The organism is Limnobacter thiooxidans (assembly GCF_036323495.1).
Taxonomy (GTDB): Bacteria; Pseudomonadota; Gammaproteobacteria; order Burkholderiales; family Burkholderiaceae_B; genus Limnobacter; species Limnobacter thiooxidans.
Window position 1 is genome coordinate 2,260,512 of record NZ_AP028947.1, and the last position, 14,085, is coordinate 2,274,596.

17 protein-coding genes are annotated in these 14,085 nt (G+C 44.8%); 11 read left to right on the top strand and 6 right to left on the bottom strand.

Annotated elements, in window-relative coordinates; all coding sequences use genetic code 11:
• The first annotated feature begins 19 nt into the window (after nt 1–19).
• Nucleotides 20–448 (top strand): hypothetical protein, encoded by a 429-nt coding sequence (locus RGQ30_RS10300; RefSeq protein ID WP_130556004.1) that lies wholly within the window; start codon nt 20–22, stop codon nt 446–448.
• Nucleotides 449–475: 27 nt separating this feature from the next.
• On the opposite strand, the gene RGQ30_RS10305 is transcribed toward RGQ30_RS10300, so the two are convergent.
• Nucleotides 476–880: a recombinase family protein gene (locus RGQ30_RS10305; protein ID WP_338284386.1), complete on the bottom strand. Its 405-nt coding sequence runs from the start codon at nt 878–880 to the stop codon at nt 476–478.
• Between the two features lie 637 nt (nt 881–1,517).
• Complete coding sequence (locus tag RGQ30_RS10310) at nt 1,518–1,997, bottom strand: hypothetical protein (RefSeq protein ID WP_130556002.1); 480 nt, start codon at nt 1,995–1,997, stop codon at nt 1,518–1,520.
• A gap of 518 nt (nt 1,998–2,515) precedes the next feature.
• On the opposite strand from RGQ30_RS10310, the gene RGQ30_RS10315 reads away from it, so the two are divergent.
• The 3 genes from RGQ30_RS10315 to RGQ30_RS10325 all read left to right on the top strand — a co-directional run bounded on the left by RGQ30_RS10315 (nt 2,516) and on the right by RGQ30_RS10325 (nt 5,461).
• Nucleotides 2,516–3,217, top strand: a complete 702-nt coding sequence (locus tag RGQ30_RS10315; RefSeq protein WP_130556001.1) for a hypothetical protein — start codon at nt 2,516–2,518, stop codon at nt 3,215–3,217.
• Nucleotides 3,208–3,543 carry a hypothetical protein gene (locus RGQ30_RS10320; RefSeq protein WP_130556000.1) on the top strand — a complete coding sequence of 112 codons (336 nt, stop codon included), beginning with the start codon at nt 3,208–3,210 and terminating at the stop codon, nt 3,541–3,543. The genes RGQ30_RS10315 and RGQ30_RS10320 overlap by 10 nt, the downstream gene beginning before the upstream one ends.
• A 1,588-nt stretch (nt 3,544–5,131) precedes the next feature.
• Nucleotides 5,132–5,461 carry a hypothetical protein gene (locus RGQ30_RS10325; protein WP_130556949.1) on the top strand — a complete coding sequence of 110 codons (330 nt, stop codon included), beginning with the start codon at nt 5,132–5,134 and terminating at the stop codon, nt 5,459–5,461.
• 31 nt (nt 5,462–5,492) lie between these two features.
• Here RGQ30_RS10325 and RGQ30_RS10330 read toward each other — a convergent pair whose 3' ends face one another.
• Nucleotides 5,493–6,416: a hypothetical protein gene (locus RGQ30_RS10330; RefSeq protein WP_130555999.1), complete on the bottom strand. Its 924-nt coding sequence runs from the start codon at nt 6,414–6,416 to the stop codon at nt 5,493–5,495.
• A 228-nt stretch (nt 6,417–6,644) separates the two neighbouring features.
• On the opposite strand from RGQ30_RS10330, the gene RGQ30_RS10335 reads away from it, so the two are divergent.
• A complete protein-coding gene (locus RGQ30_RS10335; RefSeq protein WP_130555998.1) occupies nt 6,645–6,929 on the top strand; it encodes a type II toxin-antitoxin system TacA family antitoxin in 285 nt (94 codons plus the stop codon).
• A gap of 270 nt (nt 6,930–7,199) precedes the next feature.
• Here the strand turns inward: RGQ30_RS10335 and RGQ30_RS10340 are convergent, their stop codons facing one another.
• The gene (locus RGQ30_RS10340; RefSeq protein ID WP_338284387.1) at nt 7,200–8,033 is read right to left on the bottom strand and encodes a hypothetical protein; all 834 of its coding nucleotides are present in this window, start codon (nt 8,031–8,033) and stop codon (nt 7,200–7,202) included.
• A gap of 253 nt (nt 8,034–8,286) precedes the next feature.
• On the opposite strand from RGQ30_RS10340, the gene RGQ30_RS16140 reads away from it, so the two are divergent.
• Complete coding sequence (locus RGQ30_RS16140) at nt 8,287–8,598, top strand: transposase (protein ID WP_420915176.1); 312 nt, start codon at nt 8,287–8,289, stop codon at nt 8,596–8,598.
• Nucleotides 8,599–8,621: 23 nt separating this feature from the next.
• Here the strand turns inward: RGQ30_RS16140 and RGQ30_RS16145 are convergent, their stop codons facing one another.
• Nucleotides 8,622–8,963, bottom strand: coding sequence for a DUF6228 family protein (locus tag RGQ30_RS16145; protein WP_420915143.1), 342 nt, complete (start codon nt 8,961–8,963; stop codon nt 8,622–8,624).
• Between the two features lie 286 nt (nt 8,964–9,249).
• Nucleotides 9,250–9,972, bottom strand: a complete 723-nt coding sequence (locus RGQ30_RS10355) for a hypothetical protein (RefSeq protein ID WP_130555996.1) — start codon at nt 9,970–9,972, stop codon at nt 9,250–9,252.
• Between the two features lie 727 nt (nt 9,973–10,699).
• Between RGQ30_RS10355 and RGQ30_RS10360 the strand changes: the two genes are divergently transcribed.
• The 5 genes from RGQ30_RS10360 (at nt 10,700) to RGQ30_RS10380 (ending at nt 14,060) form a co-directional block, all read left to right on the top strand.
• The gene (locus RGQ30_RS10360; protein ID WP_130555994.1) at nt 10,700–11,344 is read left to right on the top strand and encodes a hypothetical protein; all 645 of its coding nucleotides are present in this window, start codon (nt 10,700–10,702) and stop codon (nt 11,342–11,344) included.
• Nucleotides 11,341–11,814 carry a L,D-transpeptidase family protein gene (locus RGQ30_RS10365; RefSeq protein WP_130555993.1) on the top strand — a complete coding sequence of 158 codons (474 nt, stop codon included), beginning with the start codon at nt 11,341–11,343 and terminating at the stop codon, nt 11,812–11,814. The genes RGQ30_RS10360 and RGQ30_RS10365 overlap by 4 nt, the downstream gene beginning before the upstream one ends.
• A gap of 26 nt (nt 11,815–11,840) precedes the next feature.
• A complete protein-coding gene (locus tag RGQ30_RS10370) occupies nt 11,841–12,506 on the top strand; it encodes an ankyrin repeat domain-containing protein (RefSeq protein ID WP_130555992.1) in 666 nt (221 codons plus the stop codon).
• Nucleotides 12,507–12,569: 63 nt separating this feature from the next.
• Nucleotides 12,570–13,100 carry a DUF2059 domain-containing protein gene (locus RGQ30_RS10375; RefSeq protein WP_338284388.1) on the top strand — a complete coding sequence of 177 codons (531 nt, stop codon included), beginning with the start codon at nt 12,570–12,572 and terminating at the stop codon, nt 13,098–13,100.
• 57 nt (nt 13,101–13,157) lie between these two features.
• Nucleotides 13,158–14,060 carry an ankyrin repeat domain-containing protein gene (locus RGQ30_RS10380; RefSeq protein ID WP_130555990.1) on the top strand — a complete coding sequence of 301 codons (903 nt, stop codon included), beginning with the start codon at nt 13,158–13,160 and terminating at the stop codon, nt 14,058–14,060.
• Nucleotides 14,061–14,085: the final 25 nt, after the last annotated feature.

Consider the following 14,085-nt stretch of genomic DNA (forward strand, 5'->3'; position numbering starts at 1 on the left):
CATTACACCGGGGAATGAAATGGAAAATAACCGCGATCGCTATTACAGAATGAAAGTGCAAGAAATAGAAAAGGCACAACACAAAAAGTCAGACCAAGAAGCTACGACGATGTTTGTCTACATCGCTGCTGTGGGCATGGCTTTATTGCTTGTCTTGGTGCTGTTAAGCCTTGGTGTACTGTTTGCCACTTACATCAGCCTGTTGCTGGAAAAAGGCATGCCTGTGTGGGCAGCGTGGCTTACTGCCATAGCATTCACAGGCGCAGTGGTTGGCATGCTCCACCTCGCGGTAATGAAAAAGAAGAATTTGACAATTGCCATTTATGTGGCAATTGTGTGTGGCTCATCCACCGCCTTGTACTACTTGCCATCACTGCATGGTCATTTGTCCATGATTCACACCGTGTTGTACATCTTTACGCCGTTGGATGAACCAAAAGCAAACTGATACGGCTCACGGTTGGACTACTAGTGTCTAGTTAATTCGGGGCGATTCATGGTACTCATTGACCAGAGAACCAAATTGTACGTATTGCATGACGGTTGGATCGCTAGAATCGAAACCCTGAGGGGTTAACACCCTAACATCGAGAAAATTCATCTCTTTAAAAAATCGACTTTCATCACCAATATCTCGGTGTAAGCGACTCAGGTCATTTACCACCAGCACCTTGTAACCTCTGTCGCAAAGTGCTTTTGGCATGGCCGGATACGTCGGCCTAAAAGTATTTGAGTCACTCATGTGTTCATCAACAAAAGACTCGACTATTTCGATACCGTTTTCCGCTGCGAAGACTTCGCAATTTCTGCGCTGTGCGTCGATAGAAGATGAATCCTGACGCTCTGTACTGAATCGGTAATATGCGATGGCCTTAATCATTTTTTTGCTCCAATTTGGTTGTAAAGTTCGTCGACATAAACTCATTAATTACAGCAGTGGTGTAAACAAGGCCAAGTCAGGGCACTAAACGTTGTCCAATTTTGGAAAGCTATGCGAAAAGCAATTCCGAATCTTCAGCCAGATCACCGACCACGGGTCAACAGTGGCGCTCAAGTTGTTTGCTGCAATTTGAAACTGTCGAGGAAAAGCTGCCAAGAATTGAGGCAACCACGGGCGCGGTGGTTGTGAGCGCCTTCTGCGCTCGAATCGTGCGAAGTTAATCGCCAAGCAGGAATGGTGGGTCGCCCTACCCCACCATTCTGACCTCGAAATCTAGCTTAATGGTATGACTTCAAAACTGTATAGCGACACTTTGAAAGTAATGAGCGAGTCAATTTGTGGCCCACTTCAGCCCCGTCTCCTTAGATCTGCGCAAACCTTGCGCTCAAATGCATCTCGACAGATAAAAGTCACCTTCACACTAGCACCTGGGAATCCAGTCAAAACACTTTGTGGATTGGACCGGATAGATTCGAGCCAGTACAAAAGGCGATTGTAGTCGCTTTGGTTTTTACCACTTCGCTCAACTTCTATCCAATACCAGGCCTCAAAGTGATGCACAAGGACGTCTGGGACCTTACCATCCCTTGTTTAGATAGGGACAGTCTCCCCTAACCAGTTCGTTCTCTGTGGTGACCTCACACCCAACCAACCATGCAGAAATTGCGATTTCGTTTGATATGCAGCGGTGCCGGTAATATCCAATGCTGTGAGCCCTGAGCAGATCTTTTCCTGACTTTGCCTCTACCCCAGTTTGCCGATGAATATCAGCACCACGATGAGAATGACTGTAGACAAGGGCACCATCAGGAGCCTTGGTCTGCAACAAGAAGCCGGACACCAGAAGCGAGCGGATTGTTCTCTGGGCCATTCTCAGCGCGCCGCTGGTAGCTGAGGCTGGCTGAAAATCTGGTGGCTGGTTTGGATCGCCCAGCCGAGACGGTAGCGATACTTGGCAAGCGAGATCTCTCGTTCTTAGCCAGCCGAATCGATGTGTGAATTGAAGAATTTTGAGGCGATTCAGAATTGCGGTTTTGCGTGGGTTTTTTGTGCTCATGGCACCTCCTATTTTGGAGGTGTAGCCACTACTCGAAACAAACCGTTCTTTTGTTCAGGTGGGATGGGACAGCTAAACGAACTGCAAACTGAAACCGTCAACGGGATCTTTCGGGGCTGGACACCCCTTCGAACCCTTGCCCCTGCTGGACGCTGGGCATTCCGGACAGACAGGTCGCCCCTTTCGCCTTTCCTCTGCTAGCGCAGGTGAAAATGCGCGGGAAACCCATTCATCTCGCTTGCTGGACGCCGCTCAAACGTAATCCGTCTGTGCTGACCGCTCAGCGCTTACTTGAACGGGTTTCCCCACGCCTTACGGCTTGGTGCGACGGGGCGGTGCACCCCAACTTCCTGCCGACCCGTGGGCAGGTCTTTAGCTGGCTGGGGCCGCTAGCGAAAGCCGACTCCCCCCTTTGGAGAGACCTACTCCAATTGCAGGGAATTCACGGCAGCCTAAATTTTCGTGGTATAACGCAAAAAATACCAATGCATAACAGTTAAACAATTAAAAGTGTGAATATGAATATCATCTACAAATTAACAAAATACAGTAGCCTCTTTTTACTGACCGGATGTGCCACAGTTCAAACGCCCGCAGAGAGAGAAGCCCGGTCATTTATCAACACTATGCAAACGATTCAAAGCTCTCACGAGGCATGCAGAGAAAAAATTAAAGATATTTATCCAACTGAATACACGTACTCGACTACAAAAATTGCTCCATCTAAAAAAAATCAACCAGAGTTTTACAAAGAAGCGTTATATCGAAACACAACTCTTTCGGAGGATGAGTCAATTGCATTCAGTAAATATTCTTTAGCGAACAGTGAATGTCTGACCTCAACAATCGATAGAATTAGTATGACCAATCCATATTTTGGCGAACCGGTTGCCGATAGGTTTTTAAGTTATCAGACTTTCACACTCGAACTTTTATCTGGAAAAATATCAGTTTCAGAATTTTTAAACAAACAAGAATTTAAAAATGAAATTTTTCGATCAGAGATGAAAATTAGATTAGATAGCTATAAAAATGGTCTTGTTGAACGCGATCAAAAAGAAAGAGCCGTCGAATTTAGCAATCGTATGAACGCGATTTCTAAAGGCCTTCAGCAAATTAGCAACCAGCTAAATGAGAACTACAAAACTCAACTCCAGAGTTTAAATAGAGGAAATAACTCCACTTGCGTGATTAATGGAAATATTATCAATTGCTTCTAAACAGAATTTTATTTTTGAGCTTTTTTGGATTGACACTTTGTGGCAATCTCAATGCGCGAACCTATGACTACTACAGTGGAGACGCTGCGCCTACCTCTGGCGGTACATTCGGCTTAATTATAGTATGCGTGGTGCTTGGGTTAATTATTGCAAGTGCCCTTCGCTCAAAAGATGGACGAAAGGGACTAGGCGCAGTTTTAGGGATTTTGACATTCTTGTGCCTTGGAGCTTATATCGGTGTTGAACTCACAAAAGAATATGGAAAAATGGTAGGGGCAGCGTCAGGATTAGTGGTTTATTACATCGGCTACAAAATTTTCACTTAAAAATCTTTTATTTTTCAATAAATTTTTTTACAAACTATGAAATCTATCCACAATATCTATGATCAATGCAAAGACAAAAAACACCAACTACAGTAAACGCTGCATTTCTTTTCTGATCAACCAAACTGAGATTGCGATCTTTAGGTAGTAATTTCAAAGCCACCCCAACTCTGACAATTAGTTCTTGTAACTTTGACAATCCGCCACCATACCCCCCTCACCGTATCTGCTCTCGCCAAAACCTCGCTGTCTTGAGGCATCAAAAAAGCTCTGGCGCATGACTCCGTATGATGTCAGGACAAACCCCAACACAGAGGTAACCACCCAAGCTACCAACAATATCAATCTGAAACCTTCAAACATATCACTCACCGTTTGAAACTGTAACGAAGAATCACGTCAAAGAAACAGTTTGTCTCGAAGACTACCCTTCTTCGTTTACTCATTAAAACACAGGTCATAATCTAATAGATTAATGTCAAATCTTGCCCCCGCTACCAAACAATATCAAGCACTTAGCCCAGTTCACAAGACTTGGCTTTTTGTTTTGTGCTCGGCGTGTAGCCGCTATGTAGACGGTCAGAATCAATATTAAAAGTACCCTGCTGGGTTTGATTCCGTTTGATTCTGAAATCAAAAGCCAGCCCTCAAGCACTACTCAAATAGCTAGTGGCCCGCCCAATCCCCCGCTTCAATTTCAAGTTTTATCAAGTCCCCAGAATCTCAGGTTTTATCAGGTTCCACATTCCCAGCCACCGCCACGCCTTTGGCGCGCTGAACCTTAATATTTATGAACAGGCAGCCACGAAGGCTAACAAAGGCTAACAGGGCAGCAAGGCTGGGGCTGAATGGGCAAATCCATACCACCGGAAAAGCGAGCGGAAATAATGCGGGCAGCCCAGCAAATACCCGCAACAGGCAAGCGTTTCAGGCAGGCTTAAGCATCGGAAATAATGGTAAGGCTTCTTCGTTAGTGCGGTATTTCACAACTCGGATAAAGTCTCTATGACTCAAAACAACTCTGATTCCACCTATCATGGTCTGGTAGTGGTGCAAATCTGCAATCATCTTGTCTGGAAGAATGCGCGCGAGTTAATCGACTCTGATTTGGTTTGCTTCTATGACGGTGACTTATCCAAGGTTCTGACCGTGGAAGAATATTTGAAGTGTCCAGATAACCCCCCGGCCCGCTCTGCAGACAATCCTTTTAGTTTCCGGTCTCCTAGCGCCGATGTTTTGGATTGGGTCACGCCTTTGGAGCCTTGGGCTCTGTAGTTTCGGATGTGACCATACTTGCGCACCTATTCCCCGGGAAAGCGGCTTGTGATTGCCTTGCAGACATTATTCGACAGTGGCTTGCAGGCTTATCGTTTGCGCACCTTTTCCAACTTTTAAACCTGCACCAGCAAAGGGCATTACCGAGCAAACGAACCAAAATGGCCGTCAAAGCCGGCCACTGCTAAAGTAGGTAACCTTGTCACCTAAATACGGGCTGGTAACTTAACCCGCAGCACTTTACTGAATTGACTCTTAAATAAGGGTGGCGTTAGATTCCCACCTCTTCATTTATGTATCAATGAGTAAAAACATGAAAAAAACTATTTTGGTAAGTCTATTGTCGGTCGTCCTTGGCGCGTGCGCAACTCCTGCCGTGGTTCAGACAGTAAAGCCTGGAGACAGCGGTTTGTCCTGCGCTCAACTTCAAAACGAATTTGCAGATGCTGAGAAGTTTCGCAAAGAGGCTGCAAGCGAAAAAGGCGTAACTGGTGGCAACGTTGCACGAACCATTCTTCTGTGGCCCACTGTGATTGGAACGTACATGAACGCCAACGAAGCAATCGCAGCAGCTGATAATCGAAAGATTCATCTGGCAAATATCATGAATCAACAAGGTTGCCCAGTGCCGGCTTCCAACTAAATCATCAGATTTTTTTGCTGTTTCCTAGCTTTTACGAGTTAGGAAATTTTAGTAGCCGTGAGACAAATGGCTTCAGCCAGTGAAAGGCTCCTGGTTGAGGCCAACATGGTAGGGCTGGCAGGAGGAGGGGCGGACAGTTCAAGTGAAGCGAAAGCAGTTCACAAATGGCAGTGCCATCGCCATGCCCCACCCGCTCCTGAATATCCGAACAAGCCTCGATTAACCTCTCTTTTGAAAACCGTGAATGGGTCAGCAATAACCTTTTTCTTTGCAGATCATGGATGTCAAACAGGCGGGTGAAATGCGCCTGTAATTGGTCATACAAAGAGCGCGTTTTGCCTTCGACTAAATAGTGCAGAGTTTTCAACGACTGAAGCTTGGCCCTTTCGATAGCCTTCTGAACTTGAAAATCCCCACGAAACGAGAGATTAGTGAGAGGGTCACGCTTTACATGCTTACTCAATACCTGGATGAGCGTTTTGGGGTGGTAGTCGTCAAGGAACATTGCAACTAGTACCAGCGCAAGTCCAAGCTTCTCCGCGTCAATTACCCTGTTGTAAGCAAGTAAACAAGAGTACTGACCATCCTTAGGAACTAGTTTGATTGCGCTATTTTTCGACTGCAGTTGCTCTAGGCGCGACTTGTTCTTGATCAAAAGGCAGATTGCCTCATCAAGCTTAAGAAAGGCTCTCACCTCCGTCGAGACCAGCTGACAGGCACTCAGTAGGTTTTCGATACCAAGATCCAGATCGGCGGCCCCATAGGGAAGTCCGAAAACCTTTATGAAACGTGAGAATTCAGGCTCAGCGATTAGCTGATCAATTGACTCGTCTGCGAAAACCCTTGAATTGTCCATTTGCATTCCCTGCTGCCCGAAGGTCGTGAAAGGGAATGTTTTCACAGATTGGAAAATAGTGTTTTGGCTGAAAGTGCCCTTTTTTGGCACTTTCAGCAATGAACTCTTCTTAGCAACCCGTCAAAAAGAGATTTTTGAGTGTAGAAAATGCTCAAGATAAGCTGAGCGACTCATACCTAGGTTTAAGAATGTGCTCAAAGATCACAAATCGACTCTTTGTGCGCACTTGGGTTTTATATTGACTCATAAGTCTTCGGCTCAGTATTGACGCGGGGCACACACAACGATAGCCTTTCTAAATACGTTAGCGATAAAGCAGAGCTCACTATGAAAGACACAGTAATAAAGATTAGGACAAGTTCGCAGGTCTGCGATTTGATTGACGAAGCAGCTAAGGTTCAGGGCAAAACCCGCTCCGATTTTATGCTCGACGCAAGCATAGAAAAATCGCAGGTGGTACTGCTTGATCAGGTATTTTGTGGACTTGGAAATACGGCGTTCATCGAGTTTGTAGATTTAATTGAGACCCAATTTGCGCCGTCCGAAGGCTTTAAGAAGCTCATGTCTATTGAGCCTATTTGGTCCAAAGAGCTAGGAAAGTTTGAGCATTGACCCACTAATGAATATGCGACGCGAGCTAACTAAATACTCGTGTAGCACCTCACCCTAGGCCAACTTTGTTTATGCTGAAGAGTCTCCGGCTGATGCGTGTTTTCAACCCTAGATTTTCCAGCTACTGGACTACCCCGCCTATCGTTAGGCAACTGGTCTAGCTTGTTGTCCACTCCAACTAACGTTTAAAGATAGGAACTTAAACCTCATTTTGCTTGGCGATTAAGGTCCGATGGGCACCATTTATTATATGGTGCCTTACGCATATCTTCAAAATGATGACGGTGAGATTATTGAGCGTTCTACTGCTGCTACAGCCTGGGAACGACCTAAATCTCTCCAAGCATAAAAGAATTTTTCATGAGTATCACTTAATTTTTTATGAGTATTTGAGTGCCATTTCATCAAGTAATTCCAATATTTTGGTCCTCCATCCCATATGTCGTTGGCGATAGTCCACGTTATTGCTTCATTCCGACTAGAATGAATAATCCGATTAAAATTACAGTCAATTCGGTCTTGTATAAGCTTAATTCGCCATCCAATTCGCTGTTCGTCATAAAATACCAGGGCACTTGCAGGTCGTGACCCTTGATATCTCATGAAGCAAGTCTGAGCCAACGGGATTGAATCTCGAAGTTTTGAGTTGGACCAATCTATTTTGCCTAAAGACAGCCGTCCAATATGCGGCACTACTAAGCAATTACCTGTTCGTAAGGCTAATTGTTCAGTTAGATATCTAATGAAAATAATATGTTGTAAGTTGTCGTAAGAAAATGACATTCCAAATACGGTTGAAGCCATTTTTGGTTTGATTGAAAACTTAAATAAGTTTAGCAATTCAATTGTTTTTATGTATAGATCTATAAGGGAGTCTAGGTCTGAGTCACATTTTAATATCGTGCTAGATTCTAATAACTGAGAGCTTCCAGCTAACTCAGTCCATGCATTTTTGAATTGTTGATATGGAAACCGTTGACAATGTAACTGTCGTTGTAAGTTTGTCGATAGTTTCCGAGCAATTGTGTCTAGTCGCTCATCGGGAGTTCTGCAGAGTGCAGGTAACGCATCAGTGATAAGAAACTTTCGATTCGGTTGTGTCATTGTGACTCCTGAGAAAAAAGGGAATCCCGATGATTCAACACTTACTCACCCCTAAGTTCTGGTAGGGGCCGGCGTAGGAGATAGAGAATGCGCGTCGGGCTTATTTCTCTGAGTTGTTGACACTCCCTTTAACACTACCATGAAATTAGTTTGCTGGGGAAGGGCGATACGAATACATTTCAACATTAACTGAATAGCCCCGCTTTCCCTAGGCACTTTTTATCCTCACAATACGTGCAAGGAGAAATGTGCAATTCCCAAGATTCAATTCACTGAAGAACTCCGTCAAGAAGCCATCCGTCAAATTGTCGACCGAGGCCGCCCCGTGGCCGAGGTCTCTGCCGCACTGGGTGTGTCCACCCACAGCTTATATGCGTGGCTGAAGCAGTTCAAGAAACCTGTCGAAGTATCTGCTGCCGAAGAAGAGGTCAAACGCCTGCAGGCTGAACTTCGCAAAGTCACCGAGGAACGCGAAGAAATCTTTGATTACATCGAGGTTTTTTACAATCGAAAGCGCAGGCACTCGTTCACCAACGGGATGTCGCCTGTGGATTTTGAAAACTAATTTTTAACGAGACCAACGAGTGTCTAGTTAATTCGGGTCGATTCACTCCAGTTGTCTGGCCCACCCATCTGCCCTCGTATGGTCACGTCCAGAACAACCACCCCCAACGACGAGCAACTGACTGAAATACAAAAATCGTCACAAATTGAACACCACGATCTTTGCCCCTGCCAAGGCGTTGTACTCAACCCGAGTTCAGTAAAAAAATCAGTCAAACCATCTTCATCGGTCACCGGAAAAATATCAGCCTGGCAACTAACATGAGGACCCGTGAGCTCAACCTTAAAACCTTCGTATTGAATGGGACTGAACTTAATGAGGCGACTTGAACATGACGATTTGATGGAAAACGCTTTATTCAGCATAGCACCCCATTTATGACCAACTATTCATTTGATGAAAAGGTCAAGTCGATTCGAACTCATTTCTTTTTGATAAAAGATAAAGCGTACAAAAAAAGAAAAACAAAAGAAAGCAGAATACCAAAAAAAACTAAAGCAAAAATATAATTATACAAAACTCCATTTACATCAAAAACAAAAACAACAAGCATTAAAGAAAAGATAAAAACAAACGTGTAGTTATACAATTTACTCCACTTTTTTCTTTTATCCATTCATTCACCTAAAAATTTTATAATCTAAAAAGATCTTAGTTAGTGGGAACAGAAAGATCCAACTTGCCTGCTTTTTTCTGCTTCAGTTCCAGTGTCCTTGATTCTATTGGAAGGTCCTGAATCGTAACCAAACCCTCTGTATTGAATTTAAAGCCCTCTGGACATGGACCTGAGCAGTCATATACATAATCGATGGTCAGATCGAGTCGCTCAAATTTTGGCTCACCTTGATATGCCTCATAGTGTTGATAGATGTCAGCACGAGAAATTCGATCTTCAGACTTCAGCGAACGAACGATCAGCTTGGGTCGGTCTCTTCCATAGAAATTACCGATTTCCTTCAATTGCTTAGTGGTGGAGTTCTTACCATCCATCTCGTTTGACCCAACATATGCTCTGGCCGACACCTCCGCCAATTTTGGACATAAGGTTCTTTGATCGTCGAGTTTAAAACAGGGATTCCCGGCGAACGAAAAGTCACGATCTTTTTTTAGGGACATGACTATGTTGAGCCTAAGCTCGTTCTTGTCATTTGAATCAAGGTACATAGGCACCACAGGGACACCCAGCATCCCAAATGAATAAAATCGTAGTGTAGGTACGATGGAGACCTTCAACAGAACATCATTCAGTTTTACTGATTGGAAGAATTCATCGGATGCCCCTTGGGTGGAATAGACATCATTGACTTGATAAGTGGAACAGCCACCGAGAACCAATACAAAAAGAACCACAAAGGACTTCAAACAATGTGTCATGAATTTTTCCCTCTTCTTTTTTCTTAAACTGAACCTGTAGTGGTTAGATTTCTGATCCTTCTACATGAAGCTACCTAGGACGCTACAATTGGACAAACCCAACAGGCACCCCTCGAATGCGGGGTAACACTTGCCCTGAAGTCCATCGAACGCATTGCCGCACCTGGTTTTGAAGATAGTCGCCCTGAACACAGCAAGAATAAATGAATCAGATCACTTGCAGTAGCTGATTGGTTAAATTAAATTTTGAATCCAGCGTAGTCGGAATTTGCTGTCAAGTAGGTTTGTTTTGGGATCTACGGTAGCAACTTCTAAATTTAAACCACCCAAGATTGCAATAATCAATGGAATTTGGGCACACATTGACGCTTTGAACACCGTTTGGACCAATGATCCAAGGAAGTAGCCAAGAACAATGAACGAGAAATTATCGGCCGCGGAGAAGCGTACTTATCAAGTGTTAAATATTGTAGGCTTGACCGTACTTTTTTTGGCCTTGGCGTTGATTTACTTTGCTGGGCTGGATTTTTACACTGGAATGTTTTTGGCCTTTATCGGCAAACTAATGGCCCTTCTAAGCGGCTACGGCCATGAGAATGAAATACCTATTCGGGGCATAGCTTCAATCTCTCGGTTTCTAAATAAAAAATAGCCTTTATAGAACTAAGCTGAAGTGACAAGGGGCACAATTAAATTTGTGCATATTAAATCAGAGGAGGACCGTAACATGACGATATTCAAGTATTTGATTATTGGCCTTGGCTTCATTACTGGTGGATGCGCAACCGTTGCCGATACTTCAGCGGTGCTTTCAACAAAGTCGTCATGCTGCAAATCCCCAGCGGATTTCAGGTACGAGCAGCTCACTCTGGGAACAGCGGTTCAATTAACACTCGATGATAAATCGCCAGCGTATGCATTCGGTTCGGGTAAAAGTTACTTCAAAGCCTATTTCCTGCCCGTTGTAAAAAAGGAAACTACTCTGCGAGTTCGCTCCTGGGCCACAGGGTCCGTCGCATTCGAAACTGAAAAACTCTCACAGCTGTATTGCCCTGAGGTGACCTTTCTCGATAAGAACCATCAGTTTATTTTTTCAAATGATCTGATCCCCTCCCCTGCTAAAGGCGCACTAGCCACTGGTTGGCGACCGTCCTTTATCGCCGATTTTGAAATTCCTTCAGCTGCAACCTATGTTGTACTGCACTCCAGGCCGGGAGGTTACGGACGGTTGGCCACACGATATACAGGTGGGGGTGCCTATGCAGTGGGTAATGCCTATGTCGTTGAGCGTGGAGGTGAGCCGATTTATCACCCTTGTGGCCCCACCGCGGATGCTGAGGTTTCTGTTGTTCCGAAAACAAATTCACAATGAAATCACTCTTTCTGATTCTCATCTTTTTTTCTACGAATGCAATTGCTGCGGTAGATCTGGTGAAGGTCGACAAGTCGGACAGGAAGATGTATCTGCTAGATGGCAGCAAGGTGGTTAGGACATATGACATTGCGTTGGGAGCCAATCCCTATGGCCACAAGATTCGGGAAGGTGATGAGAGAACTCCAGAAGGGGTCTACATTCTCGATTATCTAAAACTTGATTCGGCTTTCTACAAGGCAATGCATGTCAGCTATCCAAATAAAAAAGATATTGAAAACTCCAATTCATTGGGCGTATCACCGGGTGGCTTCATCATGGTTCATGGCCAGAAAAATGGATGGGGCTTGCTTTCGTTCATAGCGCAACGATTTAACTGGACGAATGGCTGCATCGCCCTGACCAACGATCAAATGGATGAATTTATCGCACTAGTCGGAATCGGCACCAAAATTCAGATCCGGCGGTAATTTTTTCAGAACCTTAAATAGATCAAATGAAGCTTTTCATCAAAATCTTGATTACCTTTGCGTTTGGCGCAATGTTTCAAACGCCTCTTGTATACGCGTCATGCCAATCTTCGTTGCTAAAAGGTATTCAGACAAACTCGAGAGAAGTCGTTGAGGCTGCAATCAATTGTGGGGCGAATGTGAATGGCAAAGACGAGGAAGGGTTTCCCATGCTCCATTGGGCAATCCTGGAGAAACACAATGAAATTGCACTGGTGCTTTTGAATAAAGGCGCAAATATCGAGATTAGAAACATTACCAACGCCACACCACTTCATATTGCAGCGGTTATTAATAACCCGGTTTTAGCGCAAGAACTGATACGCCGAGGTGCCGACATAACTGCCACAGCCATAGCAGACTGGACAGCTCTTCACTTTACAGTGGCACGTGAAGCCACTGCGATTGCAGAACTCTTGCTGAACAAAGGCGCCGCTATTGAAGCGAAAACTGACGTGGGTGAAACTTTGCTTCACATGGCCGCGGACGGCGAAAGATTGACGTTGCTACGCTTGCTGCTGGATAGAGGTGCAAATGTTTATGCAAAAACAAACCAAGGTGCAACTCCACTGGATTTGGCGATTAAAGAAGGAAAACGCGAGTCTGTCTCGATTTTAAGGCAGCACATTAAATCAAAAAGCCAAGACAATTGAATCGTCCCTCATCGGGAGCAGACAAATGAACGATTACTACACAGGATGAAAAGGAGTTTGAGAATGTCTAACCAATGGAAAGGCTTGTTAGGTTATCCGCGATTTGTTTTGGCTTTGTGCGCAGCGTTGGCTTCATTCCCCGCCTATGCAGCGCCAGCGTCAAAAGAGTCGGTTGAGCGACTACTCGAGGTGTCCATGGCTGATGTAGAGGTCGACATCATGTATTCAGAGGTTGAAAGATTCTTGAGAAAGATGCTCAACTCCCAGATTGACCGACGTGGAGTTACCTTGGCTCAAGACCTTTCAATTGACATGGCGATTGATCGATTCCTTCAAAAAGTTCGCTCGGAATATAACTGGACGTCGTTCAAACCCCTGTTCGTTCCGATCTATCAGGAAACCTTTGATCAACAAGAAGTAGACGATCTCATCGCGTTTTATGAAACTCCATCTGGACGGGCTTTTGTGAATAAAACGCCAATGATTGCTCAACGAAGTTCTCTGTTGATGAAACAACAAGAGCAAGTTTTAGCACCAAAAATAGAACGTGCTGTTGAGCAATTGCGCAAGGAAATCAATGACATCAAAAGATGACACTGCTGATTTACGAGAACAGACATCTAATCATCATGCACGGTTTTAACTTCAAAAATGATCAGAAAAATCATACTTTTTGCGAGCACTGTATTATTTCCACTCACTGCTCAGGCGCAGCAATTCCCAGAAAATGTAATCAACCAAGATATATCCAATGCCAGACGGGGTAAGCCTATACAACTTGAGCGTATCGCCCCTGGCCAGTCGATCACCGTCGAATTCTCCCGCCTTCCGATTTACATTTACAGACGGACCCCTGCCGAAATTCTTGCATTGAACACCACACAACGAGATTCGCTTGCAGACCCAGAGGACGAGAACTTTAGAGCGTCGGTTAAACGACAGTTTTCCTCAACCGCCACATTGGTTTGGGCTAATTTGCTGCTTCAAGCCGAAACCATTGTGAATCGAAAACCCACGAGATCCGTTGATGAATCAATTTTGGTTGTTTCAGCGGCTGCACCCACATCAGGATGCATGCTTGCGATTACAAACACTCAGGAGAGAAGAAAAGGAGCGCTATTCAGAGACCCATGCACCGGCCACATGTTCGATTCAGCGGGACGAGCCTTCAAGGGCAGCGGGACATTTAACCTGGCAGTACCGCCCTACTCCGTCGCTGGGAGTACCCTGACTTTGAAGGCCCTTGGTAACGGTGCTCTCGACAAGCCCCCATTTTCAAAGCAGGAAATGTACCAAACACAAAACGCCACTAAACTTTTGATATCAGCCGCGCTTTACAACGACATGGAATCAATTAAGGCTGCGATTAAACAAGGTGCAGACATCAACTATTTCAGGATTGGTGAAGGATCCCCGATGGATGCTGCCATCGCCGGTAGCTCCATTCAAGTAATCAAGTTCATGTTGCAGAATGGCGCAAGGCCAACGCCCAATTCAGAAAGCTTAGCGCGGGCACTTGAAAGACAAGACGTATTGAAACTTCTTAACCCTTAACTTAACTAATTGACCAAACCGGTGC